This is a genomic window from Synechococcus sp. CCAP 1479/10 (assembly GCF_019038515.1).
GTDB lineage: Bacteria > Cyanobacteriota > Cyanobacteriia > PCC-6307 > Cyanobiaceae > Cyanobium.
The window spans coordinates 43003-64983 of record NZ_JAFKRJ010000022.1 but is presented as its reverse complement, the minus strand read 5'-3'; the positions used below and the strand labels follow the sequence as shown (position 1 = coordinate 64983).

Annotated in this window: 24 protein-coding genes and 1 tRNA gene; 12 read left to right on the top strand and 13 right to left on the bottom strand. The window is 68.9% G+C overall.

Annotated features, from left to right (window positions below; all coding sequences use genetic code 11):
• Positions 1-5: 5 nt before the first annotated feature.
• Both KUG39_RS06225 and KUG39_RS06220 read right to left on the bottom strand, forming a co-directional pair.
• Positions 6-78, bottom strand: a tRNA-Ile gene (locus tag KUG39_RS06225).
• Positions 79-108: 30 nt separating this feature from the next.
• Positions 109-678 (bottom strand): Occludin/ELL family protein, encoded by a 570-nt coding sequence (locus KUG39_RS06220; RefSeq protein ID WP_094584394.1) that lies wholly within the window; start codon positions 676-678, stop codon positions 109-111.
• Positions 679-793: 115 nt separating this feature from the next.
• On the opposite strand from KUG39_RS06220, the gene pyrE reads away from it, so the two are divergent.
• Together pyrE and ygfZ are read left to right on the top strand one after the other, a co-directional pair.
• Positions 794-1387, top strand: coding sequence for an orotate phosphoribosyltransferase (gene pyrE, locus KUG39_RS06215; RefSeq protein WP_216913632.1), 594 nt, complete (start codon positions 794-796; stop codon positions 1385-1387).
• Positions 1388-1424: 37 nt separating this feature from the next.
• Positions 1425-2390, top strand: a complete 966-nt coding sequence (gene ygfZ, locus KUG39_RS06210) for a CAF17-like 4Fe-4S cluster assembly/insertion protein YgfZ (protein WP_216913630.1) — start codon at positions 1425-1427, stop codon at positions 2388-2390.
• Here ygfZ and KUG39_RS06205 read toward each other — a convergent pair.
• Positions 2348-3892 carry a TM0106 family RecB-like putative nuclease gene (locus tag KUG39_RS06205; RefSeq protein ID WP_216913628.1) on the bottom strand — a complete coding sequence of 515 codons (1545 nt, stop codon included), beginning with the start codon at positions 3890-3892 and terminating at the stop codon, positions 2348-2350. The two genes, ygfZ and KUG39_RS06205, sit on opposite strands and share 43 nt — an antisense overlap.
• 114 nt (positions 3893-4006) lie before the next feature.
• On the opposite strand from KUG39_RS06205, the gene KUG39_RS06200 reads away from it, so the two are divergent.
• Both KUG39_RS06200 and rdgB read left to right on the top strand, forming a co-directional pair.
• Entirely contained in the window at positions 4007-5476 is a 1470-nt protein-coding gene (locus KUG39_RS06200) for a phosphohexomutase domain-containing protein (protein ID WP_216913626.1), read from the top strand.
• Positions 5476-6138: an RdgB/HAM1 family non-canonical purine NTP pyrophosphatase gene (gene rdgB / locus KUG39_RS06195; RefSeq protein ID WP_216913624.1), complete on the top strand. Its 663-nt coding sequence runs from the start codon at positions 5476-5478 to the stop codon at positions 6136-6138. Before KUG39_RS06200 ends, rdgB begins: the two co-directional genes overlap by 1 nt.
• Here rdgB and KUG39_RS06190 read toward each other — a convergent pair.
• Complete coding sequence (locus KUG39_RS06190) at positions 6135-7346, bottom strand: glycosyltransferase (protein WP_286193996.1); 1212 nt, start codon at positions 7344-7346, stop codon at positions 6135-6137. The genes rdgB and KUG39_RS06190 overlap by 4 nt on opposite strands.
• 475 nt (positions 7347-7821) lie before the next feature.
• On the opposite strand from KUG39_RS06190, the gene KUG39_RS06185 reads away from it, so the two are divergent.
• Positions 7822-8928, top strand: coding sequence for a glycosyltransferase family 61 protein (locus KUG39_RS06185; protein WP_216913620.1), 1107 nt, complete (start codon positions 7822-7824; stop codon positions 8926-8928).
• Positions 8929-9166: 238 nt separating this feature from the next.
• The gene (locus tag KUG39_RS06180; protein ID WP_216913618.1) at positions 9167-10300 is read left to right on the top strand and encodes a glycosyltransferase; all 1134 of its coding nucleotides are present in this window, start codon (positions 9167-9169) and stop codon (positions 10298-10300) included.
• Positions 10301-10308: 8 nt separating this feature from the next.
• Here the strand turns inward: KUG39_RS06180 and KUG39_RS06175 are convergent, their stop codons facing one another.
• Entirely contained in the window at positions 10309-10605 is a 297-nt protein-coding gene (locus KUG39_RS06175) for a YciI family protein (RefSeq protein WP_216913616.1), read from the bottom strand.
• Positions 10606-10687: 82 nt separating this feature from the next.
• Between KUG39_RS06175 and KUG39_RS06170 the strand changes: the two genes are divergently transcribed.
• Complete coding sequence (locus KUG39_RS06170) at positions 10688-10852, top strand: Nif11-like leader peptide family RiPP precursor (protein WP_216913614.1); 165 nt, start codon at positions 10688-10690, stop codon at positions 10850-10852.
• Positions 10853-10911: 59 nt separating this feature from the next.
• A complete protein-coding gene (locus KUG39_RS06165; RefSeq protein WP_216913612.1) occupies positions 10912-11787 on the top strand; it encodes a glycosyltransferase family 32 protein in 876 nt (291 codons plus the stop codon).
• A gap of 30 nt (positions 11788-11817) precedes the next feature.
• Here KUG39_RS06165 and KUG39_RS06160 read toward each other — a convergent pair whose 3' ends face one another.
• From KUG39_RS06160 to hisB, 3 genes are all read right to left on the bottom strand, one after another.
• A complete protein-coding gene (locus KUG39_RS06160) occupies positions 11818-13299 on the bottom strand; it encodes a carotenoid oxygenase family protein (RefSeq protein ID WP_216913610.1) in 1482 nt (493 codons plus the stop codon).
• A gap of 86 nt (positions 13300-13385) precedes the next feature.
• Entirely contained in the window at positions 13386-13544 is a 159-nt protein-coding gene (locus tag KUG39_RS06155; RefSeq protein ID WP_216913608.1) for a hypothetical protein, read from the bottom strand.
• A 42-nt stretch (positions 13545-13586) separates the two neighbouring features.
• Positions 13587-14261, bottom strand: a complete 675-nt coding sequence (hisB, locus tag KUG39_RS06150) for an imidazoleglycerol-phosphate dehydratase HisB (RefSeq protein WP_286192962.1) — start codon at positions 14259-14261, stop codon at positions 13587-13589.
• A 112-nt stretch (positions 14262-14373) separates the two neighbouring features.
• Here hisB and KUG39_RS06145 point away from each other — a divergent pair, with 112 nt between their 5' ends.
• Positions 14374-14976 (top strand): carbonic anhydrase, encoded by a 603-nt coding sequence (locus KUG39_RS06145; RefSeq protein WP_216913606.1) that lies wholly within the window; start codon positions 14374-14376, stop codon positions 14974-14976.
• On the opposite strand, the gene KUG39_RS06140 is transcribed toward KUG39_RS06145, so the two are convergent.
• On the bottom strand, positions 14967-15527 hold the full coding sequence (locus KUG39_RS06140; RefSeq protein WP_216913605.1) for a glycosyltransferase: 561 nt from the start codon (positions 15525-15527) through the stop codon (positions 14967-14969). The genes KUG39_RS06145 and KUG39_RS06140 overlap by 10 nt on opposite strands.
• Positions 15528-15817: 290 nt before the next feature.
• The gene (gene fabI, locus KUG39_RS06135) at positions 15818-16600 is read right to left on the bottom strand and encodes an enoyl-ACP reductase FabI (RefSeq protein ID WP_094584379.1); all 783 of its coding nucleotides are present in this window, start codon (positions 16598-16600) and stop codon (positions 15818-15820) included.
• Positions 16601-16628: 28 nt separating this feature from the next.
• On the opposite strand from fabI, the gene KUG39_RS06130 reads away from it, so the two are divergent.
• Positions 16629-17354, top strand: a complete 726-nt coding sequence (locus KUG39_RS06130; RefSeq protein WP_216913603.1) for a 4'-phosphopantetheinyl transferase family protein — start codon at positions 16629-16631, stop codon at positions 17352-17354.
• Positions 17355-17373: 19 nt separating this feature from the next.
• Here KUG39_RS06130 and KUG39_RS06125 read toward each other — a convergent pair whose 3' ends face one another.
• The gene (locus KUG39_RS06125) at positions 17374-17940 is read right to left on the bottom strand and encodes a hypothetical protein (RefSeq protein ID WP_216913601.1); all 567 of its coding nucleotides are present in this window, start codon (positions 17938-17940) and stop codon (positions 17374-17376) included.
• Positions 17941-18019: 79 nt separating this feature from the next.
• On the opposite strand from KUG39_RS06125, the gene KUG39_RS06120 reads away from it, so the two are divergent.
• Positions 18020-18604 carry a thioredoxin family protein gene (locus KUG39_RS06120; protein ID WP_216913599.1) on the top strand — a complete coding sequence of 195 codons (585 nt, stop codon included), beginning with the start codon at positions 18020-18022 and terminating at the stop codon, positions 18602-18604.
• 54 nt (positions 18605-18658) lie between these two features.
• Positions 18659-19861, top strand: a complete 1203-nt coding sequence (locus KUG39_RS06115; protein ID WP_216913597.1) for a DegT/DnrJ/EryC1/StrS family aminotransferase — start codon at positions 18659-18661, stop codon at positions 19859-19861.
• A gap of 12 nt (positions 19862-19873) precedes the next feature.
• Here KUG39_RS06115 and KUG39_RS06110 read toward each other — a convergent pair whose 3' ends face one another.
• Positions 19874-21376, bottom strand: a complete 1503-nt coding sequence (locus tag KUG39_RS06110) for an FAD-binding domain-containing protein (RefSeq protein WP_216913595.1) — start codon at positions 21374-21376, stop codon at positions 19874-19876.
• On the bottom strand, positions 21376-21936 hold the full coding sequence (locus KUG39_RS06105; RefSeq protein ID WP_216913593.1) for an NUDIX hydrolase: 561 nt from the start codon (positions 21934-21936) through the stop codon (positions 21376-21378). Before KUG39_RS06105 ends, KUG39_RS06110 begins: the two co-directional genes overlap by 1 nt.
• Between the last annotated feature and the right edge of the window lie 45 nt (positions 21937-21981).

The following is a 21981-nucleotide window of genomic DNA, read 5'->3' as shown; positions in this document are numbered from 1 at the left end:
GCGGATGGGGGTCGCGAGGATCGAACTCGCCTAAGGCGAATTATGAGTTCGCTGCATTCACCAGATTGCTAGACCCCCGGGGGACGGGCCACCGGCTGGGCGGAGGCGTCACCAGAGGCCCCGGATCGGCGGGGTCCAGGTGGTGGCAGCCGACGGCCGGACGTAGGTGGGGGTGGCGGCCCCAGCCCCGAGGCTGGTGCTGAAGCCGTTGGTGATGTCGGCGGTGCGCTGGGGCATCAGACCGCTCTGATCGGTCAGCATCACCGACGCGGTGTTCTCGATGGCGGTTCCGTCCCAGATGATGTTCTGGTCGGGGAAACCGAAGGCGACGATCCTGCCGCCATCGCGGCCGGGGATCGAGAGACCGAGGGGATCGGTGATCTGGTGGAGCAGGTTGACGCCCTGGGCGAAGGGAGCCGAAAAGCTGTAGAAGCGCTGCTCCATCAGCTCGGGGGCGGAGCGCGTCACGCCGCAGCGGGTGACCTCCACCGGCCCCGTGCCGGCCGAGCCGGGGATGGGGGCTTCGAGGGTGGTGGTGCACAGGACCGGGCCGGCCAGGGCGGGGGCCAGGACAACCAGGGGCAGCAGGGCTGTGACGCCGGCAGCGAGGCGGGCCGACAGGCGGGCTGTGAGACGGGCGGCGAGGGGGGCAGGCACTGCCAGGATCGGTGCTGTCATGGGGTCTACAGGCCCAGCCTCGGGGCGATATGTGCGCAGGTTAGCGACCTCTGACGCTCTCGCCCATCCATGGCCCGCCGCAACGCGCTTCCCCAACGCCGCTTCCCCAACGTCCATGGTCTCCCTGCCCTCCAGCCCCAGCCAACAGCGTTCCGCCCTGCTCGCCCTGCTGGCGGAGCGGGCCTACCGGCTGGGTGACTTCACCCTGGCCTCGGGGCGCCGCAGCCCGCACTACGTCAACTGCAAGCCGGTGAGCCTGAGCGGCATCGGCCTGGCCCTGCTGGGCCGCCTCATGCTGGAGCTGGTGGAAGACGAAGCCGCCGCGGTGGCGGGGCTGACCCTGGGGGCCGATCCGCTGGTGAGCGCGGTGGCCCTGCAGGCCGCCCTGGCCGGCCGCGACCTCGATGCGCTGATCGTGCGCAAGGAGGCCAAGGGCCATGGCACCGGCGCCTGGCTCGAAGGCCCCCTGCCGCCGGCCGGGAGCCGGATCACGGTCCTGGAGGACGTGGTCACCACCGGCGGCTCGGCCCTCAAGGCCGTGGCCCAGCTGCAGGAGGCGGGCTACGCCGTGGAGCGGGTGGTGGCGATCGTCGATCGCCAGGAGGGGGGTGCCGAGGCGATGGAGGAAACGGGCCTCGACCTTCGCAGCCTGTTCCTGCTCGAGGAGGTGGCCGCCACGGCCGCTGGGCTGGACGGCGCGGCAGGCTGAGCCCCGCGACAGGCTGAACCCCGCGACGCGCTCTGCCATGGCCCCCTCCCCCGACCCGACACCGGCTGCGGCCGATCCCTGGCAGTGGACGCCGCCGGAGGGGAGCCGCTGGTCGCGGCCGGTGGGCCTGCTGCGGCTCGACGGTCCCGACACCCTGCGGGTGCTGCACGGCCAGACCAGCCAGGCCCTCGAAGGGGCCCGCCCTGGCCAGTGGCTCGGCACCTGCTGCATCAGCCCCACGGCCCGGCTGCGGGCGGTGGCGGAGGTGCTGGTGGATGACGCCGGGGCCTGGCTGGTGATCGTCGACGGAGATCCCGGGGCCGTGCGCACCGCCCTCGACCGGGTGCTGTTCCCCGCCGACAAGGTGCGGCTGGGTCCGGTGACGGCGGCCGTCCTGCACCAGCCGCTGGGGGCACCGGAGCCGGAGGCCCTGCCGGCCGGCACCTGGGCGCCGCTCGAGGGCTCGCCGGGCTGGCGGCTGGGGGAGGCCCTGCTGCTTCCGGCCGAGACTCCCTTGCCCCCGGCACTCGCCGCCCGGCGCCCCCTGGAGCCGCTGGAGGCGGAACGCTGGCGGCTCCAGCAGGGCCTGCCGGCGGCGCCGGGGGAGATCAACGAGGAGATCAACCCCTTCGAGCTGGGGCTGGCGGGGCGGGTGAGCCTGAGCAAGGGCTGCTACGTGGGCCAGGAGACCCTGGCCAAGCTGGCCACCTACGACGGGGTGAAGCAGCAGCTGCGCCGCTGGTGGGCTTCGGCTGTCCCCGACGGGGCCGTCGCAGTCAGCACACCCCTGCAGGACGGGGCCGGGGGCCGCGCCGGGGTGATCACCTCCAGCCTGGAACTCCCCGCTGACGGGGGCTGGATCGGCCTGGCCCTGGTGCGCAAGGCCTGGCTGCCGGAGAGCCAGCTGCTGGCCGGGGCGGCCCCGGGCGTGCCCCTGTGCCTGTCGCTGCCGGAGGCGTTTCAGCCGCCGCCGGTGGGGCCGGGGGGCAAGGCCGCGTCCTGATCGAGCAGCCAGCGGACCACCGCCCAGGTGGCCAGGCTGTCGTCCTGGTTGTAGCGGAAGATCCGCTGCAGCTTGCGGCCCAGGGCCCGCCGGCTCGGACGCCGCGGCCCGCCGGAGCCCTCCCGCCACTGGCGCCACCAGAGCAGGCAGCGGGCGCCGTCGACCCCCTTCTGGCTCCAGGTGAAGCCCCGCCAACCGGCGACGGCCTTGAGCCCGTAGCTGTTGACCGGCAGCAGCCAGTGGCGCCGCAGCCGCTGGTGCACGTCCACCAGCCGGGCCCGCAACCGTTCCCGCTCCCGCTCGCTGGCCCCCTGGCGCTCGGCCAGCCGCAGCAGGGCGACCGACTCGGTCTCGCCGTAGTGCAGCACGGGCCAGTCGGGATAGCGGGCCAGCAGCGTGCTCAGCCGCCGCCAGAGCAGGGCCTCGCCGTGCTCCTGCAGGGCGAGCAGGGGCTGGTAGCTCCCCAGGTCCTCCCCCGGCCCGGGCGCGCCGGGCCAGAGGCCGTCCGCGCCGCGCTCCAGCCGCACCAGGCCATGGAGGAAGTCGTCGCGGGCATCGGGGTCGGATTCAATGTCGTAGAGCAGCACCCCGGGCGCCGCCGCGAGCTCCGGCAGGGCAGGTCCGGCCCCATCGCCGCTGCGTCGGGGGGTGCCCTGCTGCTGCACCCTGGCCTGGGCCACCAGCTTGGGGGCCACCTCGCGGTGCTGCTCGCTGTGGACGGCCAGGTCCTCGGCCAGCCGGTCCGGATCGGCCGCCGCCAGCTGGTCGAGGCTGGTGATGCCCAGCTCCAGCAGCAGCTCGCGGCGCTTGCCGCCGATGCCGCTCACCTCGCTGAGGTGCCCCTCAGCGGCCGCGACCCGATCGCAGGCGCCGCGCCAGCTGCAGAGGGTGCATTTCTTGCGGTCGCTGACCAGGGGCGGCGGCTCGCTGCGGGCCAGGTCGAGGGCCAGGCGCTCCAGGCTCTCGTCGAGCTGGCGCTGCAGGGAAGGGCCGAGAGCGAGCCTTTCCCGCTCCAGCCCCCGGTCGGCGCCGGCCACCACCAGCCCATGGGGCACGGGGGCCCGCTGGTGCTCCTCCAGCAGCCGCCCCCACAGGGCCAGCTGCAGGCGGTGCTCCCGGGTGAGGCGCCGGCCCTGGCGGGCCAGCACCGGCCGGTAGCTGTGGGCGCCCCAGCGGCTGGGCTCCTCGACCCGCTCCAGCAGGCTCGGGTGGGCCTCCAGGCGCAGGCCCCGGGGGCCCGTTCCCGCGAGCCTGAGCCCCACCACACCGGGCGCCCCGTCGCGGCAGGCGGCCTCCCCGTGGCCGGGGCGCTGGGGCAGCAGGCTCTGGAAGCTGCGCAGCTGGTCATCGAGGGCCAGGGCGCGGTGGGCACTCCACTGCCGCTCCTGGGGCGCACCGTGGAGATCGAGCCAGGCCCGCCGCCGGCAGCGCACCCAGCTGCGCAGCAGGCGGTCGGTGAGGACGGGGGATCCGGGGGAGGCGGCGTCCGGGTTCTGGGGCATGGGATGCAGGCTAGGGGGACCGGTGGCCTGCCATCAGGCCGGCACCCGCCGCAGCCATCCGGAGCGGCCGGCCTGCTACGACCGGCCTGCCCCTCCATCGCCTCCGCGCCGCCCATGGCCTCCGCCCCCCTGCCCCTCGAGGCCGGACCGATCCTCTTCGGCACCGATGGCTGGCGGGGCATCCTCGGGGTGGACATCACCATGGAGCGGCTGCTGCCGGTGGCGGCCGCCGCCGCCCGGGAACTGGCCGCCAGCGCCCCGGAGGGCCTCGCCAGCCGGGAGGTGGTGATCGGCTACGACCGGCGCTTCCTGGCCCCGGAGCTGGCCGAGGCCATCGCCGCCGCCGTGCGGGGGGCTGATCTGGTGCCCCTGCTGGCCGCCACCCCCGTGCCCACCCCGGCCTGCAGCTGGGCGGTGGTGGAGCGGGGCGCCCTCGGGGCCCTGGTGATCACCGCCAGCCACAACCCGCCGGAATGGCTGGGCCTCAAGATCAAGGGACCCTTCGGCGGCTCGGTGGAGGGCGACTTCACCGCCCGGGTGGAGCGGCGCCTGGCCGCCGGGGGCCTGACGGTGCCGATCCCCGGCGACACCGAACGTTTCGATGCCATGGGCACCTACCTGGCGGGGCTCGGCGCCAAGGTCGACGCCGCGGCCCTGGTGCAGGGTCTGGCCGCCGCCGGCCTGCAGGTGATCGTGGACCCGATGCACGGCTCGGCCGCCGGCGGGCTGCCGGCCCTGCTGGGGGAGGCGGGGGCCGCCGCGGGCGTGATCCGGGAGATCCGGGGGGAGCGGGATCCCCTGTTCGGCGGCCACCCGCCCGAACCCCTGGCTCCCTACCTGGAGCGACTGATCGCCGAGGTGCGCCAGGCCACCGCCGCTGGCCGGCCGGCGGTGGGCATCGTCTTCGACGGCGACGGTGACCGCATCGCCGCGGTGGACGAGCAGGGCCGCTTCTGCAGCACCCAGCTGCTGATGCCGCTGCTGATCGACCACCTGGCCCGGGCCCGCGGGCTGGGGGGCCGTGTCGTCAAGACCGTGAGCGGCTCCGACCTGATGGCCCTGGTGGCGGCCGACCTGGGCCGGGAGGTGATCGAGATGCCGGTGGGGTTCAAGTACATCGCCGCCGAGATGCTCAGCAGCGAGGTGCTGGTGGGGGGAGAGGAATCGGGCGGGGTGGGCTTCGGCATCCATCTGCCGGAGCGGGATGCCCTGTTCGCAGCCCTGCTGCTGATCGAAGCCCTGGTGGAAGGGGGGCTGCCCCTCGGGGCCCGGCTGACGGCCCTGCAGGAGCGCTGCGGTGGCGCCAGCGTCTACGACCGCCTCGACCTGCGTCTGCCGGACATGGCCAGCCGCCGCCGGCTGGAGGCCCTGCTGGCCCAGGATCCGCCGCAGCAGGTGGCCGGAGCGACGGTGCTGGAGGTGAACCGCACCGATGGCGTCAAGCTGCGGATGGGCCCCAGCCACTGGCTGATGCTGCGCTTCTCCGGGACCGAGCCGCTGCTGCGCCTCTACTGCGAAGCCCCCGACACCGAGCGGGTGCAGGCCGTGCTGGCCTGGGCCCGCCAGCTGGCGGAGAGCATCTGATGGCCGCCCCATCGGAGCCCGGGGTGGCGCCCACCGTGCTGGTGATCGCCAGCGGCAACGCCGGCAAGATCCGGGAGTTCTCCCACCTGCTGGCCTCCCTGCCCCTGGAGGTGCGGCCCCAGCCGGAGGGCCTGGAGGTGGAGGAAACGGGCACCACGTTCGCCGCCAATGCCCGCCTGAAGGCCGAGGCGGTGGCCCGGGCGACCGGCCACTGGGCCCTGGCCGACGACTCGGGCCTGGCGGTGGCGGCCCTGGGCGGCGCCCCCGGGGTCCATTCGGCCCGCTACGCCGACAGCGACCCCGCCCGGATCGCCCGCCTGCTGCAGGAGCTGGGGGATGCGGACCAGGCGCGCTGCGCTCAGGGCCTGGGGCCGGACCGGCGGGCGGCCTTCGTGGCCGCCCTGGCCGTGGCCGACCCGAGCGGGGCGATCCGCCTGGAGGTGGAGGGCCGCTGCGACGGAGAGATCCTGGAGGCCCCGCGGGGCAGCGGCGGCTTCGGCTACGACCCGGTGTTCCTCGTGCCGGAGGCGGGCCTCAGCTACGCGGAGATGGACAAGGGCCTCAAGGGCCAACTCGGTCATCGGGGGCGTGCCTTCAGTCGGCTGGCGCCGGGACTGAGGGAGCTGCTGGGCAGGACTGGAGCAACACCGACAGATCCTTAGCGGGCTGCGGGGGGGCGGGAGCGGGCCTCCAGCACCGCCTCCAGGGCCTGGGCGATCGCCGCAGCCCGTTGATCCCAGGTGCATCCCATGGCGAAGCGATGGCGCTCTTCCGCGCGGCCGTCATCGAAGCCGGTGGCGGCCAGGTTCTTGAGGGTGGCCGTAAGCGCCTGGCCATCGGCGCAGTGATAAGCCAGAGAGGGAGTTTCAGCGATCTGGGCGCAGGTGCCGGTGTAGAGAATCGGCTGACCGGTGGGTAGCTGGGAGAAGAAGCGGACGGGGCTGCTGCAGGGGTTGATGTCATCGTCGGTGAGGGGCAGCAAGGCCGCGTCGAGGGTGGCGAAATAGGGCTGAAGCGTCTCGTAGGGCAGGGCGCCAAGAAAGCGGCAACGTGGGCTGCTCTGCAATTCAGCAAGACCGGGAACTTCCCTGTAGACGGGCCCGATGAAGAGCCAGCGCAAGGCTGGAAGGGCATCATGAGCTGCCAGGACTGGCAGTAGATCGACGCGTGAACTGATGACCCCAATGACGCCAATCAATGGCCGAAAGTCTTCCGATAACCGGTCAGGCAACCTCTGCCTTTCTGAGGGGATGGACGGTGGAAGCCACGAGCCAGGAAAGCCGTTGGGAATGACATGGACAGATGGGAGCTGAAATCCGCATCGTCGCTGCAGAGCATCGACAATTCCTCGGGAAACGGCGAACACAAGATCGACATGCTTCGCGACGAACATCTCCTGGTCCAATCGAATAAAGGGATAGGCGGCATAGTTATCAAACACATGATACGCAACAACAGGAGCTAGCCGTCGGTAGTGGATAGCAAATGGCCAGAAAGATGGATTGGCGATGATGACAACGTCACCACGGCCGTAGAACGTTTCAAGACGATGGCCCACCAAAGGAGCCAAAAGTCGGACGAGCCAGCGACGGTGGGAAAAGGCACCGCGCGGCAGCTCGCATCGGCCCCTGCGCCATGGCAGCGCGAACGGGATCCAGCCGGCCAGCGTCAGGGCAGGGGAGATGACGGTGACATCACAAAACCCACGCAAGGCCTCAAAGCATGCAAGCCGAGATGGGCCCACCAGACCGACCACAAAAACACGGCGAAGCGGAGATGTCGAATTGCTGCCGTCAACTCGCGGCGAATACCCCTGTCCTGATTGGAGCGCAGGCTCCTGATTCCTGGCCGATTGAGCCGATTGAATCATACTTACCAATGCCCGCCAGAATTGCCATTCATTGCGATCCTAACCTGACGTCCAAGGATTGACAATGAGATTTTCGGAAGAGTGTTGGGCGCGGATATCTTTCTTCGGCACCAAAGACAACATTCCGCGAGCGGGCTCGCCGCATTGCCAGGCGAAGCCTTCAGAGTAACTGCAGAGAAAGCAACACACTGGCAGTCATCAGCAGAAGGGATGCACAGAACGCCCGAACCGAACATTTCATGATAAATTCCACTGGATAAGCCCGGCAAACGAGGGTATCGCCAACCCCGTAAACCTTGTCGAAAGGCAGCTTAAGCAGTCAGGTAGCCGAATCAGCGTTGCAACGGCCATGATGTCAACCCTTGCCAACCTTGTCCGCCTACCCCGGGCCATCCTTCGTCGGCTCTGGGCATCGCTCTGGAGAGCCAGCCAGGAACAGTCCCATGGATATAAGTTTCTCCTGACTATCTACACGATGCGTGCATACGCGTACCTTGGAGAATTGGTACGCCGAAAAAAGAAGCTCAACTCTAGTGACCCGCCCTGCGAACAGGTGATCTTCAACGCTGTACGACTCCAAGCTACGAACCGTGGCCCTGCAGCAGGCATCGGACCTAAAGATCGCGTTCTCCACGCCGATGCTGAATCCATTCAGGGTCAGATAATCATCCAGGACGGAGTGCTCGTCAATAGCGGAGATTCCATTCTTCATCACGGGCACTACCTTTGTGGGAGATGGCGTGAGCGCTCAGATGGTCATACCATTGAGTCCACAGAGATTGATTATCACAATGAGGCCCAGCTTCGTGATGACATTCATGGTGAGTCCGTCATCATCAATGGACGCTCTCTATGCCTCACTGGGCCGTGGAGCGACAATTACTATCACTGGCTATTTCAGTACCTTCCAATTCTGAGAATCGCTGGCGAATGCATCCGCATGGATGAGATCGACAATGTTCTCGTCAAAGGTCCGATCAAGCCATTTCAATCCGAGTCACTATCTCTCTTAGGCATCCCCCCCCAGAAAATCATCGGGATCAGCCCAGGCAAGAACTACTTGGCTGAAGAACTTGTGTTGACCACCATACCCTGTGCAAATCGCACCTACACTCCATGGGCCATTGACTTCCTGCGTCAGCTTCGACAACCACAGACGACTCCTTCATCGCCGATCTTTTTTGATCGTCACTTCCCTGCCACGAGAAGAATAGTGAACGCGGAGGAGGTTTATTCTGTTCTAGAGAGCTATGGAATTCAATGCATCGATTGTGGCTCCCTTTCCTTTTCTGATCAGGTTCGCCTTGCTTCCTCCGCAAATCTCCTGCTAGGTATTCACGGTGCCAGCCTCGCCAATGCGGTATTCAGCGCGCCCGGTACAACCCTTTTGGAGCTGACTCCTCGAAACTACTCTCCTCCCTATTTCAGTGGTCTTGCAAAAGTATGCCAACTGAATTACGCTCGAGTCATGGGTAGAGAGCCTGGGCCGCTATCCACTTGGGTACCCATTAAGCGTGCGGACATCATTGTCCCCATAGACATCCTCAGATTAAAGCTTGAACGATTTTTCCACCCATGCTAGAGACATATGATCACAATCGATTTAGTCGACAGCTCCATGCACCTCCAGTGGCCACTAAAATGTCATTCTCGGGACTCATCGTTCAATGACTCCTCCATTGATCAGAAGGCGCATCAGTCCAGCTGAGCCTGGCTCCAACTCTGATCGTCGTGTGCTTGTAATCTCTCCGATTGGGTGCGGACCACCGCATAGCGGAAACAGAACAAGATTACAAACCCTTCTGCAAGAATTCAGGCGCATGGGGCTGGAGGTGCATTTTGCCTGGGCTCAGATTCCAGATGAAACAACCTGGGCACGACTTTCTCCCGAGGCAAGGGAGGTAACGCACACGTTTGTTGACCAATGGGCCCAGGACTTTCTTTGGAATGAACGAACGGCCAACAGATGGAGTGTGACTCTCAGCAAAGCCAGACACCTTCTACTGCGACTTACTCGCAGAGGCCGGGAAAGACACAGCCAAGGAATTCACCGTCTAGATGGGTGGTTTCATCCCGACTGGAAGAAACAGGCCGAGAGGCTTCAGAAGCAACAGAACTACACGCGAGTTGTTGCCGCCTATGTGTTCGCATCTGGCTTTTTGGACGCTTTTCCGGCGAGAACATTAAAGATTCTCGATTGCCACGACATCTTCACCTGCAGAAACGATATCGCAAGCAATGAAGAATCAAAGTCCTGGTGGTACTCCATTTACAAAGCAGACGAACGCAGAGGCCTCCTCAGAGCCAACCATATTCTGGGAATTCAACACGAAGAATCCGAATTCTTTGCCAGGCTTACCCATGGCAAGCGGTCCGTCTTCACCGTGGGACATTTCACAGACATCCGCCCATTGGCTTTTCTTCCAGACGCCATCAGCACCTTTGGCTACATTGCCTCCGACAGCTCGGCCAATCTGGAAAGTCTGCATTGGTTTTTGCGCGACGTCTGGCCGCTCATCAGAGCCAAGCAACCCAATGCTGTTTTCTTGATTGCAGGTTCTGCCGGCAATGAAATCCCTGAAAGTGCAAGCGTGAAGCCCGTTGGGAATGTTCCATCACTGTCCCAATTCTATTCACAGATCCTCTTCGCTATCAATCCCATACGCCTGGGAACTGGCTTGAAGATCAAGACGGTTGAAGCTTTGTCATTCGGACGCTCCGTCGTTTCAACAACATGCGGCTCCAGCGGTCTTGATGCTTATCATGGCCAAGGTATTCTGATCGCCAATTCAAAGGAAGAGTTTGCCGAGGGCGTGATCTCCAGACTTGCGGATCCAATCGCAGCCATGAAGGATGGTTCGCTGGCGATAAAAACAGCGGAGTCAATCAACATGCAATCAAGAGAAGCACTTGCTCAGGCTCTTGGGCTGGACCGTTCCAGCATGGATCGCTAGTGCGCTTGTCAGCGCACCTCCAAGTCCCCCACCGCCGGCCGCCATCCCTGCAGCTGCCAGTGGACGCAACCGGCGATCACCATCGGATCCTGCAGCACCAGGGCGAGGGCGGCGGCATGGTCGGGGGCCTCGAGCAGCAGCAGGCCGCCGCCGCCGGGCCGCCCCTGGTCGTCCACCAGATACCCGCTGCTGATCCTGCGGCCCTCCAAGCGCAGCCGCTCTACCCAGAGGCGGTGCTCCTGCAGGTGGGCAATCACCGCATCATGGGGGAGCCGGAAGGTCTCGGTCTTGATGAACCAGGCCATGGCAGGAACGGAACGAGAGATCAGGCTCCGGGCCGCGCTCCGGAATGGAGTAGGACGGAGAGAGTCCGTAGTCGATGGTCCCATGTCCAAATCCCAGCTCAACGCTTTCCTCGCCAAGGTGGCCGCCGATCCGACCCTCAAGGCCCGTGTGGATGCAGCCGCCGACGCCGATGCCGTGGTCGCCATCGCCCTTTCCGAAGGTCATCTCTTCTCCCCCGCCACCTTCACCCGTTTCTCGCGCGGCTGAGGCCGGCGCGGTCCTGTCACGGCTGGACGATGGGGGAGACGATGCAGGGGCGGAGCGGGGTGAACCGAGCCAGCGCGTGGCTTCTTTCAGGGGCGTCCCTGGCCTCCCATCCTCCGGCCAGCCGCGGCATCCCCAGGATCATCCACCAGACCTTCAGCACCAGGAGCCGGATGCCGGCCGTGCTGGAGCAGAACTGCCGCGCGATCGAAGCCCTCAACCCGGACTTCAGCTATCGCTTCTACGACGATCACGATCGTGAGCGCTTCATCGGCGACACCTACGGCGAGGCGATCCTGGCCCGCTATCGGCGAATCGATCCTGCCTACGGTGCCGCCCGGGCCGATCTGTTCCGCTATCTGTGCATCTACCACTTCGGCGGTGTCTACCTGGACGTCAAGGTCGGCGTCACCCGGCCGCTCTCCGAGGGGCTGCGCGACGATGATGCCTTCCTGCTGAGCCAGTGGGACCATTCCCCCGGCAGTCCCCATGCCGGCTGGGGCACCCACCGGCGACTGGCCGGAATCCCGGGCGGCGAATTCCAGCAGTGGCACGTCATCGCCTCTCCGGGCCATCCGTATCTGGCCGCCGTGATCGCTGCGGTACTCAGCAACATCGATCGCTTCAATCCCTTCGCCTTCACCAATCCCTGGGAGGCGGTGATCTGCACCACCGGCCCGGTCGTCTACACCCAGAGCATCCACCGGATCCTGGCGGCCCATCCCCACCGGCGCCTGGTCGGCAGCGAGGAGATCGGCCTGCACTACAGCGTCTTCGATGGCTCGGCAGACCCGAACGCCCATCGTCGGCTCTACAAGGATTACCGGAAGGCCGAAACCCCGCTGGTTCGCCAGCCCTTTCCCCTCTCCCTGCTCTGGCCCCTGCTCAACCTGACCCGCAAGGTGGCGCGCCGGGTCCGAGGGCTGCTGCGGCGCTGATCCTTCAGCCGCCGGCAGATTGGCGCAACCTCAGGCAGCCACCCAGCTGCCATGCAGGCCATGGGGGATGGCCAGGGGAAGCTCCAGCACGGCCACCTCGCCCATCGAGGCGGCATCGAGGACGACCAGATCGCTGGCGCTGCGGGCACCGTTCCAGACCAGGCCGAGCACCCAGCCGTCGTCCTCGGCCGTGGCGCCGGGACGGGGCACCATGATCGGTTCACTGACGAAACCGCGGGGCGCCGCACTCCAGACCCGGGACTCGCCGCTGGCGAGATCGAGCTTCATCAGGGCCTGCAGGGGGTCGTTGCCGCGCTCCCGTTCGGCCACCGCCATCCAGCCGTAGCGGCTCTCGAGCCCCACCCGGGCCGGCGCCACCATGGCGAATTCACAGGTGCGCTCACTCAGCCGCGTTGCCGTGACCGTGCCGCTGGCCAGGTCGAGACGGCAGCGCTCCAGCAGGCCCTCGGGGATGCGGTCGAAATCGACCTCCTTGTAGTCCTGGTCAGGGCCGATGGAGGGGAAGTCGGCGTAGAAGATGCTGTCCACCACCACCGCATCGCCGTCCTCCCAGGCGTTGAGGTGGTGGAACACGAAGCCTTCCGGCGCCTCCAGCACCCGCGGCTCCTGGCCGGCGAAGGCGCCGTCCTGGCGCGGAATCAGCCAGAACTGGCCCCGGGCCCCGGCCCGGGACTTCAGGCACTGGGCGGCCCCTTTGCGGCCGAGCACGTAGGGGAGGGGGTTGAAGTCGATGGCGTTCTGCAGAAACACCGCCCAGTTGGGGGTGATGGCGAAGTCGTGCAGGAAGGCGAAGCCACCGAAGCTGTGGCTGGAGTCGGCCAGCAGGGTGCCGGCCCCGGGGCCGTCGGCGGCGAACTCCATCAGGCGCACCGTGCTGCGGGGGCCGGCCTTCACACCGAAGGTGACCATCCGGGGAGCGCCGTGGTGGCCGGGATCGAAGCGGGGGTGGGCACTGAAGGCCTCACCTGGCTTGAGCACCCCGTCCAGCAGGGTCAGGCCGCGGGTCTCGAGGCTGAGGGGATCGAGGGCATGGGGGGAGCTGGCCTCCCAGAGGGCGAGCAGCTGGTCGCCGAGTCGCACCACATGGGTGTTGGCGATGTTCTTGAGCCGCAGATCAAAGGCGTTGGCCAGCGGGCCGCCGGGCTTGGGGGTGCCGAACACGCCCCGGTAGAGCACCGTGCCGGCCTTTTCCTCGGCGAGCCAGCCCTCGGTGCGCACGAAGCGGTTGCTGAGCCGGGCGCCACCCTCGGAGAAGCGCAGGGCCGTGATCATCCCGTCGCCATCGAAGGGGTGATGGACCCAGTGGCCACCGCGCTCAAGCCGGCCGGGGCCGTTGCGGTAGAGGGTGCCCCTCAGCTCGGCCGGGATGGCGCCACGGGCGGCGACGAGGGGCTCGTCGCTGAGCTCGACGCTGACGTTGCAGAAGGAGCTGGCCCAGTCGGCGCGGTCGTAGGCAGGCGAGGCCGCAGCGGCGGGGGAGGCAACGGTCATCGGATCAGCCCACGGGAAGAACAGCGCAGTGCGCTGTCCCGATTATCACGTAACGGAGTGTGAAGGCGTGGGCGGCCGTCCCGCCCTCAGGCCTCGCAGGGCAGCTCCACCACCGGGCAGGGGGGCTGGGACACGGCACAGGGGGCCGCCTCGACCTGGCTCGGCAGGCAGTCGGCGGCATGGGCCGGGGCAGCCACGGCAAGGGCGGCCGTGAAACCGGCCACCAGCAGAAGGAGAGGACGCATGGCGCGTACGCAGATCACTTGATGCTACTGGCGGCGCAGCGGTCAGGCAGCGACATGGCCGGCGCGCTCCAGCACCCCCTTGCTGCTGGGCACGGCCCCACCGCGGCGGGGATCGATCTCCACCGCCTGGTCCAGGGCGCGGGCGAACGCCTTGAATCCGGCCTCGACGATGTGATGGGAATTCACCCCCGCCAGCTGGCGGATGTGGAGGGTGAGGCCGGCGTTGTTGGCCACCGCCACGAAGAATTCCCGCACCAGTTCGGTGTCGTAGGTGCCGATGCGCTGGGCGGGGATGGCCAGGTCGTAGCTGAGGTGGGGCCGGCCGGAGCAGTCGAGGGCCACCTGCACCAGGGCCTCATCGAGGGGGGCCAGGAAGTGGCCGAAGCGGCGGATGCCCCGGCGGTCGGCCAGGGCCTGGGCGAGGGCCTGGCCCAGAGCGATGCCCACGTCCTCATTGGTGTGGTGGTCGTCGATGTGGGTGTCGCCCCGGGCGGTGATCTCCAGATCCAGCAGGCCGTGGCTGGCGATCTGGTGGAGCATGTGGTCGAGGAACGGCACGCCGGTCGCCACCTGGCAGCGGCCGGTGCCGTCGAGATCAAGGGCCACATGCACGTCGGTTTCACCGGTGACGCGATGGACCTCGCCGGTGCGCTGGGGGCCGGTGCGTGGAGGGCTGATGGACACGCGAGCGAAGGCAACGGGCCGGACCTGAATCATGCCAAAGCCCCCGGGACCGCGCTCCGCCGGTCCGGTGCGCCCATGGCGATCGGGGGGCCCATGGTGTGAAGCGCTACGGCGCCGGGCCGCCAGGGGTGGTGGGGTGAGTGCCATGCAAGAACGTCCGGGTGCCGTCCTCGATCAGCTGCGCGCCGGGCACCAGCGCTTTCTCGACGGCCATGCCCTCCACCCCCACAGCGATCGCCTGAGGATGCTGGAGGTGGAGGCGGGCCAGACTCCCGTGGCGGCGGTCCTGGGCTGCGCCGACTCGCGGGTGCCGGTGGAGCTGCTGTTCGACACGGGCTTCGGCGATCTGTTCGTGGTGCGCAATGCCGGCACCATGAGCACCGTGGCCGCGATCGCCTCGCTTGAGTACGCCGTGAGCCACCTGGAGGTGCCGGTGATCGTGGTGCTTGGCCACGCCGCCTGCGGGGCGGTGGCGGCCGCCTTCGACCGGGAGCTCAACCTGACGCCGAGCCTGTCCCAGGTGGTGGGCCAGCTGCGCATGGAGCTGTTCAGCCTCGGCGGAGAACACAACCTGGAGGAGGCCTGCCGCCGTCACACCCTCAACGCCGCCCGCAACCTCGTCGATTCCAGCGTGATGCTCACCGACAGGCTCCGATCGGGCCGGCTGCAGGTGGAGGCGGCTTACTACAACCTGCACACCACCAGCATCGAGTGGATGGGGGCCCTGATGCCGATGCCTCAGGGCTGAGCCGGCAGGGCCGCCAGGATCCGTTCCACCCGGCTTTCCCATGTCTGGGCCCGGGCGAAGGCCACCCGCGCAAGGAACTTCTCCGGACTGTCGGAGACCAGTTCCTCATCGATGGCCTGCAGGAAGCGGTCGGGATCCTTTTCGATCCGGATCAGGGCACCGGCCAGCTCCAGCCCTTCCACGGCGGAGGAGACCACCGGCTTGCCGCTGGCGATGTATTGAAAGAGTTTCAGCGGACCCATCAACCGCGAGAAGGGCGTATCGAGATGGGGAATCAGGCAGAGATTCATCCGCTTCAACTGCATCGGCACCTGATCATTGGGAAGGCTCCCCAGCCACTCCACATTGCCGAGGCCGAGCAGGCCGGAGTCCGACAGGCGCCGGTTGAGTTCGGGACCCACCAGCAGAAGCCGGCAGTGAGGCCGCTCCAGGGCGATCCTGCGCAGCAGATCGATGTCCTGGCGATCCCAGAACGTGCCGACATAGCCCAGAACCGGCTGGGGGCCGGCGGGCCTGAACTCAGAGGCCTGCGCCAGAAAAGCCGAACTCACGGCCTGATCGATCCGGACACAGGGAGCCTGGGGCGAAAACTTCTCTTCGTTCGCCTTTGAGGTGACGGCGATGAGGTCGGCCATGGCTCCGATTCGCGGATCATGAGTTATGGGTCCAGTCAACACACAGAAAAGCGTTGAATCGTCTGGAGAGATCACAGCAATGGCCCAGGGCCTGAAGGCGATTGCCAAGCCCCGCAACTCCCTTGTCGACAATCGTTCGCTGCGTGGGGTCGCTCAAGGACTCTCCAGTGCCGAGCACCCTCTGGCCGACAGAAGACAGGGCTGGCTCACATCCCCGTGATGCAATACCCGGCATCCACGTAGATCACCTGGCCGGTGATACCGCTGGCCAGGGGGCTGGCCAGGAAAGCGGCGGTGGCGCCCACCTCGTCCTGGGTGACGGTGCGGCGCAGGGGGGCCTTCTCCTCGACGTTGTGGATCATGTCAAGGATGCCGCCGATGGCCGAGCTGGCCAGGGTGCGGATCGGGCCGGCGCTGATGGCGTTCACCCGCACCTGCTGCTCGGGGCCCAGCTCCGCCGCCAGGTAGCGGACCGAGGCCTCCAGGGCCGCCTTGGCCACCCCCATGACGTTGTAGTTGGGGATCGCCCGCTCGGCCCCCAGGTAGCTCAGGGTGATCACGCTGGCCCCCGGGCTGAACAGGGGCTTGGCGTGGCGGCAGAGGGGCGCCAGGGAATAGGCGCTCACCTCCAGCGCCCGGGCGAAGCCCTCTGGACTGATGGCGCTGAAATCTCCCACCAGCTCGTCCTTGCCGGCGAAGGCCAGGCAGTGGATCAGCACATCCAGCGTTCCCCACTGCTCGGCGATGCGCTGGAACAGGGCCTCGATCTGGGCAGGGTTCTGCACGTCGAGGGGCTCGAACAGGGTGGGGTTCAGGGGGGCGGTGAGTTCGCGCACCTTGCCCTCGAAGCGACCCCGGTCGTCCGGCAGGTAGGTGATGCCCAGTTCGCAACCCGCCGCCGCCAGCTGCTGGGCGATGCCCCAGGCGATCGAGCGGTTGTTGGCGATGCCGGTGACGAGAGCCTTCTTGCCGCGCAAATCAAGGAGCATGGGGAACAGGGCGCCGGAGGGCGAAGGAATGCAGTCCGGCGATTCTCCCCCACCCGCGGGGGGGCCCTGGCTGCTCCGGCCTCAGCGCTGGCCGCCCCGGACGGCCCCTGCCCTGGCTCCGCCGCCCTGGCCCCCCGCCGGGTCCGACGGGCCTCCCCTGCTGCTGCTGATCGATCGCCGCGATCCGGACGTCCGGGCCCTGCTCACCCCCCTGGGGGATCTGCTGCAGGCAGGCGAACGGCAACGCCTGCACCGGCTCCGGGGCGAGGGGGATGGCGAACGCTTCCTGCTCGGTCGCGGCGCCCTGCGGTTGATTCTGGGGAGCTGGCTGGAGTGCGACCCCGCCGGCCTCGTGCTGGGTGCCGGTCCCCATGGCAAGCCGGAACTGCTGCCGCCGTCGGACGGGGGGGAGCCGCCTCCCCGCTTCAACGTCTCCCATTCGGGGGACCTGATCCTGCTGGGCTTTCACCCCCGTCGGCCGGTGGGGGTGGATGTGGAGCAGGGTCGGCCGGTGCCGGAGTGGCAGGGCATCGCCCGCCGCTGTCTGCCGCCGGGGGAATGGAGCGCCATCGGCACCCTGCCGCAGCAGCAGCGCGAGCAGGCTTTCCTGGTCGCCTGGTGCCGGCTGGAGGCGGGCCTCAAGGCCAGGGGAATGGGTCTGTTCGGCCCGCCGCCGGCCCCGGGGGATCCGGAGCCGGAGGTCTGGCCCCTCGTGCTGCCGGAGGGGTACGTGGGCGCCGCGGCCCTGGCCTGAGCCGCTGAGGCGACGGCCGTCACCAGCCCCCGTGGTCCATCGCCCCGGGCTCCTCGAGGTCCTCGGGGGTGAGGGGCAGACCCAGCAGCTGCTTTTCAGCCCGCCGGATCGCCCGCGGGTCGCTGAGCAGATCGGGTTCCTCCAGCAGGGGCAAGACCGGCGGCCGGTGCTCGGCCGCGGTCCGCGGGGGCGGCTCCCACAGGAAGGTGCTGCCGGGGGCCCGCTGGCGGCAGAGCGCCTCCATCTGGCGGCGCAGGGCCAGACGCACCGTGCCCCGGTCCAGGGCCTGGAAGAACTCCTCCCGCGGGGCCAGCCCGAAGCTGGTGGGCTGGGGGCCGTTGCCGCCCCGCAGCCGGGCGGCGTCCGGAAGCCAGCGCGGCCGGCAGACACCGGGGCGCGCGGTGTCGGTCTCGATCCAGATGTGCAGGCCTTCGCCGCCGGGCCGGCTCACCACGGCGAGGCCGTCATTGGGCTGCTGTCTCGGCAGGGGATACACCCGGCCGCTGGGACGCTGATCAGCGGGCACACAGCCGGCGAGTGCGGCCGCCAGAAGCGGCAGCACCAGCAGACGGCACGGTGGCGACACGGCGGGGATGGCTCGGTGGCGGCGATGATCCTTGCCCGCTCTCCCCCATCCGCTCTGCAGCAAGGGCGGCAGCACAGCCATGGTTCTCACGAGCTCCACCATGCTGCCCCTCGGCACGCCGCTGCCGCTGGACGCCATGCGGGCCGCGCTGCGGCCCGTCACGGGTGGCCCGCTCGAAGCCGCCGCGCCGTTCGGCAGCCCCGTGCTGGTGCTGTTCCTGTGCCCCCACTGCCCGTTCGTGAAGCATGTGGAGGCGGAACTCACCCGGCTGCAGGGCGACCTGGAGGGGCGGGCGGGCCTGATCGGCCTCTGCAGCAACAGCACCGCCAGCCATCCCCAGGACGGGCCGGCGGGGATGGCGGCCCAGGCCGCGGCCTGCGGCTGGACCTTCCCCTACCTGCAGGACCCCGACCAGAGCGTGGCCCAGGCCTTCCGGGCCGCCTGCACCCCGGACGTCTTTCTCTTCGATCGGGCCCACCGCCTCGCCTACCGGGGCCAGCTGGATGGCAGCCGTCCCGGCGGTGAGCCCTGCGATGGGCGGGATCTGCGGGCGGCCCTGGCGGCCCTGCTGGAGGGGCGGCCGGTGCCGGAACCGCAGCGGCCGGCGATCGGCTGCAACATCAAGTGGCGGGCCGGTGCCGAGCCCCCCTGGTTCAGCGGCTGACTCTTCCAGGGTGGCGGCGGCGGCGGTCGGATCCGCAGGCTTAATGTTGCCGCCATGCATGTGCCCCCCTTCAGTCTCAGCGAGCAACTGCACCAGCTCGGAGACGCCCTCGACCAGGCCGTCCTGGACGTCCTGCGAAGTGGCCAGTACATCGGGGGGAGCACGATCAACGGCTTTGAGGCCGCCTTTGCCGAGGCCTGCGGCGTGCCCCATGCCATCGGCTGCAACAGCGGCACCGATGCCCTGGTCCTGGCGCTGCGCGCCCTGGGGATCGGCGCCAGCGACGAGGTGATCACCAGCTCCTTCAGCTTCTTCGCCACCGCCGAAGCAATCAGCGCCGTGGGGGCCACGCCGGTGTTCGTGGACGTGGACCCGGACACCTACCTGATCGATCCGGAGGCGATCGAGGCCGCCATCACCCCCGCCACCCGGGCCCTGATGCCCGTGCACCTGTTCGGCCGGCCGGTGGACATGGAGCGGATCACATCCATCGCCTCTGCCCACGGCCTGCGGGTGATCGAGGACTGTGCCCAGGCCAGCGGCGCCAGCTGGGCCGGACGGCCGGTGGGCGGCTGGGGCGACGCCGGCTGCTTCAGCTTCTTCCCCACCAAGAACCTGGGCGCCGCGGGCGACGGCGGCATGGTGGTCTGCGGTGACGCCGAGCTGGCCCAGCGGATCCGGGAGCTGGCCGTGCACGGCATGCCCCGCCGCTACCTGCACACCGATCTCGGCTACAACAGCCGCCTCGATGCCATGCAGGCCGCCGTCCTGATGGTGAAGCTGCCCCACCTGGCCGGCTGGGTGGAGCGGCGTCGGGCCATCGCCGAGCGCTACCAGCGGGAACTGGCGGGTCTGCCGGGCCTGGTGCCGGCTGCGCCAGGACCGGAGGGCCACAGCTGGAACCAGTTCGTGGTGCGGGTGCCCCGCTGCCCCGCTGCCACCAGCGCCTGTGGGGGACGCTGCACCCCAGCGGCCGACAGCGCCAGCTACGGACTGCCCGAGGCCTGCTGCCGCGACTGGCTCAAGCAGCAGCTCCAGGAGGCGGGCGTCACGACGATCATCTACTACCCGATCCCCATCCACCGGCAACCGGCCTACGCCTCCCTCGGCTACGGACCCGGCAGCCTGCCGATCACCGAACGGCTCTGCGCCGAAGTGCTCAGCCTGCCCATCTTCCCCGAACTCACTGCCGAGCAGCAGGACAGCGTCATCGCCGCCGTGCGCAGCCTGGTGGGGGCCGAAGCGGTCGTCGCCTGAGACAGCCCCCGCCTAGCCCCGGGGCAGGGCGGCGTAGAGGGCCTTGAAGCGGGCCTGCTGGACCTTGTGGCTGACGATCGGCGCCGGGTAGCCGCGCCGTTCCAGCGGCGCAATCTCGCCGCTGATCAGGTCGGCGGTGGCCACATGGGCCAGCTCCGGCAGCCAGCGGCGGATGTAGGTGGCCTCCGGATCGAACTTCGCCGCCTGGGTGGAGGGATTGAAGATGCGCAGGGGGCGTGGATCCATGCCACTGCTGGCGCTCCACTGCCAGCCGCCGTTGTTGGCGGCCAGATCGCCGTCCACCAGGCGGACCATGAAGGCCTTTTCGCCATGGCGCCAGTCGATGATCAGGTCCTTGACGAGGTAGGACGCCACGACCATGCGGCAGCGGTTGTGCATCCAGCCGCTCTCGTTCAGCTGGCGCATGGCGGCATCGATGATCGGCAGGCCGGTGAGCCCCTCCTCCCAGGCCCGCAGCCTCTCGGGGTCGTTCTCCCAGGGGAAGTGGCGCCACTGGGGGCGGTAGGGGCCGTCGGCCAGCTCGGGGAAATGGAACAGGGCCTGCTGGTAGAACTCGCGCCAGGCCAGCTCCTGCTCCCAGACGCCAATGGAAGTGAGGGCCTCGGTGCTGCGGGCGAGGGCGCGGGCCTCCTGGGCGGCGGCCCAGGCCTGGCGGGGGCTGAGGGTGCCGACGCTCAAGGCGGCGGACAGCCCGGAGGTGCCGGCCTCCCCCGGCAGGTTGCGACCCGGCTCGTAGGCCGCCAGGGGACCGCCGTTGACGCCACCGTCGGCGAAGGCCTGCAGCTGGGCCAGGGCCGCCGCCTCCCCGGGGCGGCAGGGGCAGAGATCGGCGCCGCTGAAAAGAAAGCCCAGCTCCTCGGCGCTGGGCACGGTTTCCAGCCTGGGCAGGGCCTCCCACAAGGAAGCGCGCTCCGCCGGCAGGGCGCCGGGATCGAGATCCCGCAGACCGCTTGGCGCCGCCACCGGCTCCAGGCCGCCGACCGATCCGGCACCGAGCCCGGCGCGCCCCTCCACCTGGCCGCGCCAGTTGCGCAGGAAGGGGCCATAGACCCGGTAGGGCTCGCCGGCGCCGGTGCGGATCGCCTCCGGTGCCACCAGCAGCTGGTCCCAGTCCACCAGCACCCGGGTGCCCTGGCCCTGCAGCGCCGCCGCCACCTTCCGGTCGCGCTCGCGGCCGTAGGGCTCCACCTCCCGGTTCCAGGCCACCACCGCGGCGCCTGCCGCCCGGGCCGCCAGGGGCACCAGGGCGGTCGGCTCGCCCTGAAGGATCAGCAGCCGGCTGCCGGCCGCCCGCCAGCGGGCCGCCAGCTCCCGCAGGCTCTCGCAGAGGAACCAGGCCCGGGCCGGCGCCATCAGCGGGTCCGAGAGGATCGCCGGATCCAGCACGTAGAGGCCGGTGACCGCCGGGGTGGCGGCGGCCGCCGCCGCCAGGCCCAGGTTGTCGGCCAGGCGCAGGTCGCGGCGATGCCAGAACAGCCAGCGCTCCGGGGCCATCAGAGTCCGAGCAGCTGCCGGGCGCGGTACCAGGCGGTCACGGTCTTGCCGTCCAGGGCCTCGTTGCCGCTGGCCAGGAGCGCATCCAGCTGCGCCGGCTCGAGCAGCAGCACCTCCATGTCCTCGTCGTCATCGCCGGGGGGGCGGTCCTGCAGCAGGGTGAGATCGCGGGCCAGGAAGAGGTGGATCACCTCGTCGGAGTAGCCGGGGCAGGGGTACATGGCGCCCAGGGGGTCCCAGCGGCTGGCGCTGTAGCCGGTCTCCTCCTCCAGCTCCCGCCGCATCGAGCCCAGGGGCTCCTCCCCCTCCTCCAGGGTTCCGGCCGGGAACTCCAGCAGCCGCCCGGCCACGGCGAAGCGGTACTGGCGCAGGATCACCACCCGGCCGTCCTCGAGCACCGGCACCGCCAGGGAGGCGCCCGGATGGCGGATCACGCCGTAGGTGCCCTCGATGCCGATCGGCAGCACCACCCGGTTGAGCTCGAAACGCACCTTGCGGGCCTGCAGGGCGGCGGTGGTCTCCAGATGGGTGCTGGGCTCGGGGGGCGGCAGGGGAGCCATGGGGCGGGCCATTGGGGCCCCCAGTGTGACGGGCGGGGGCCGGTG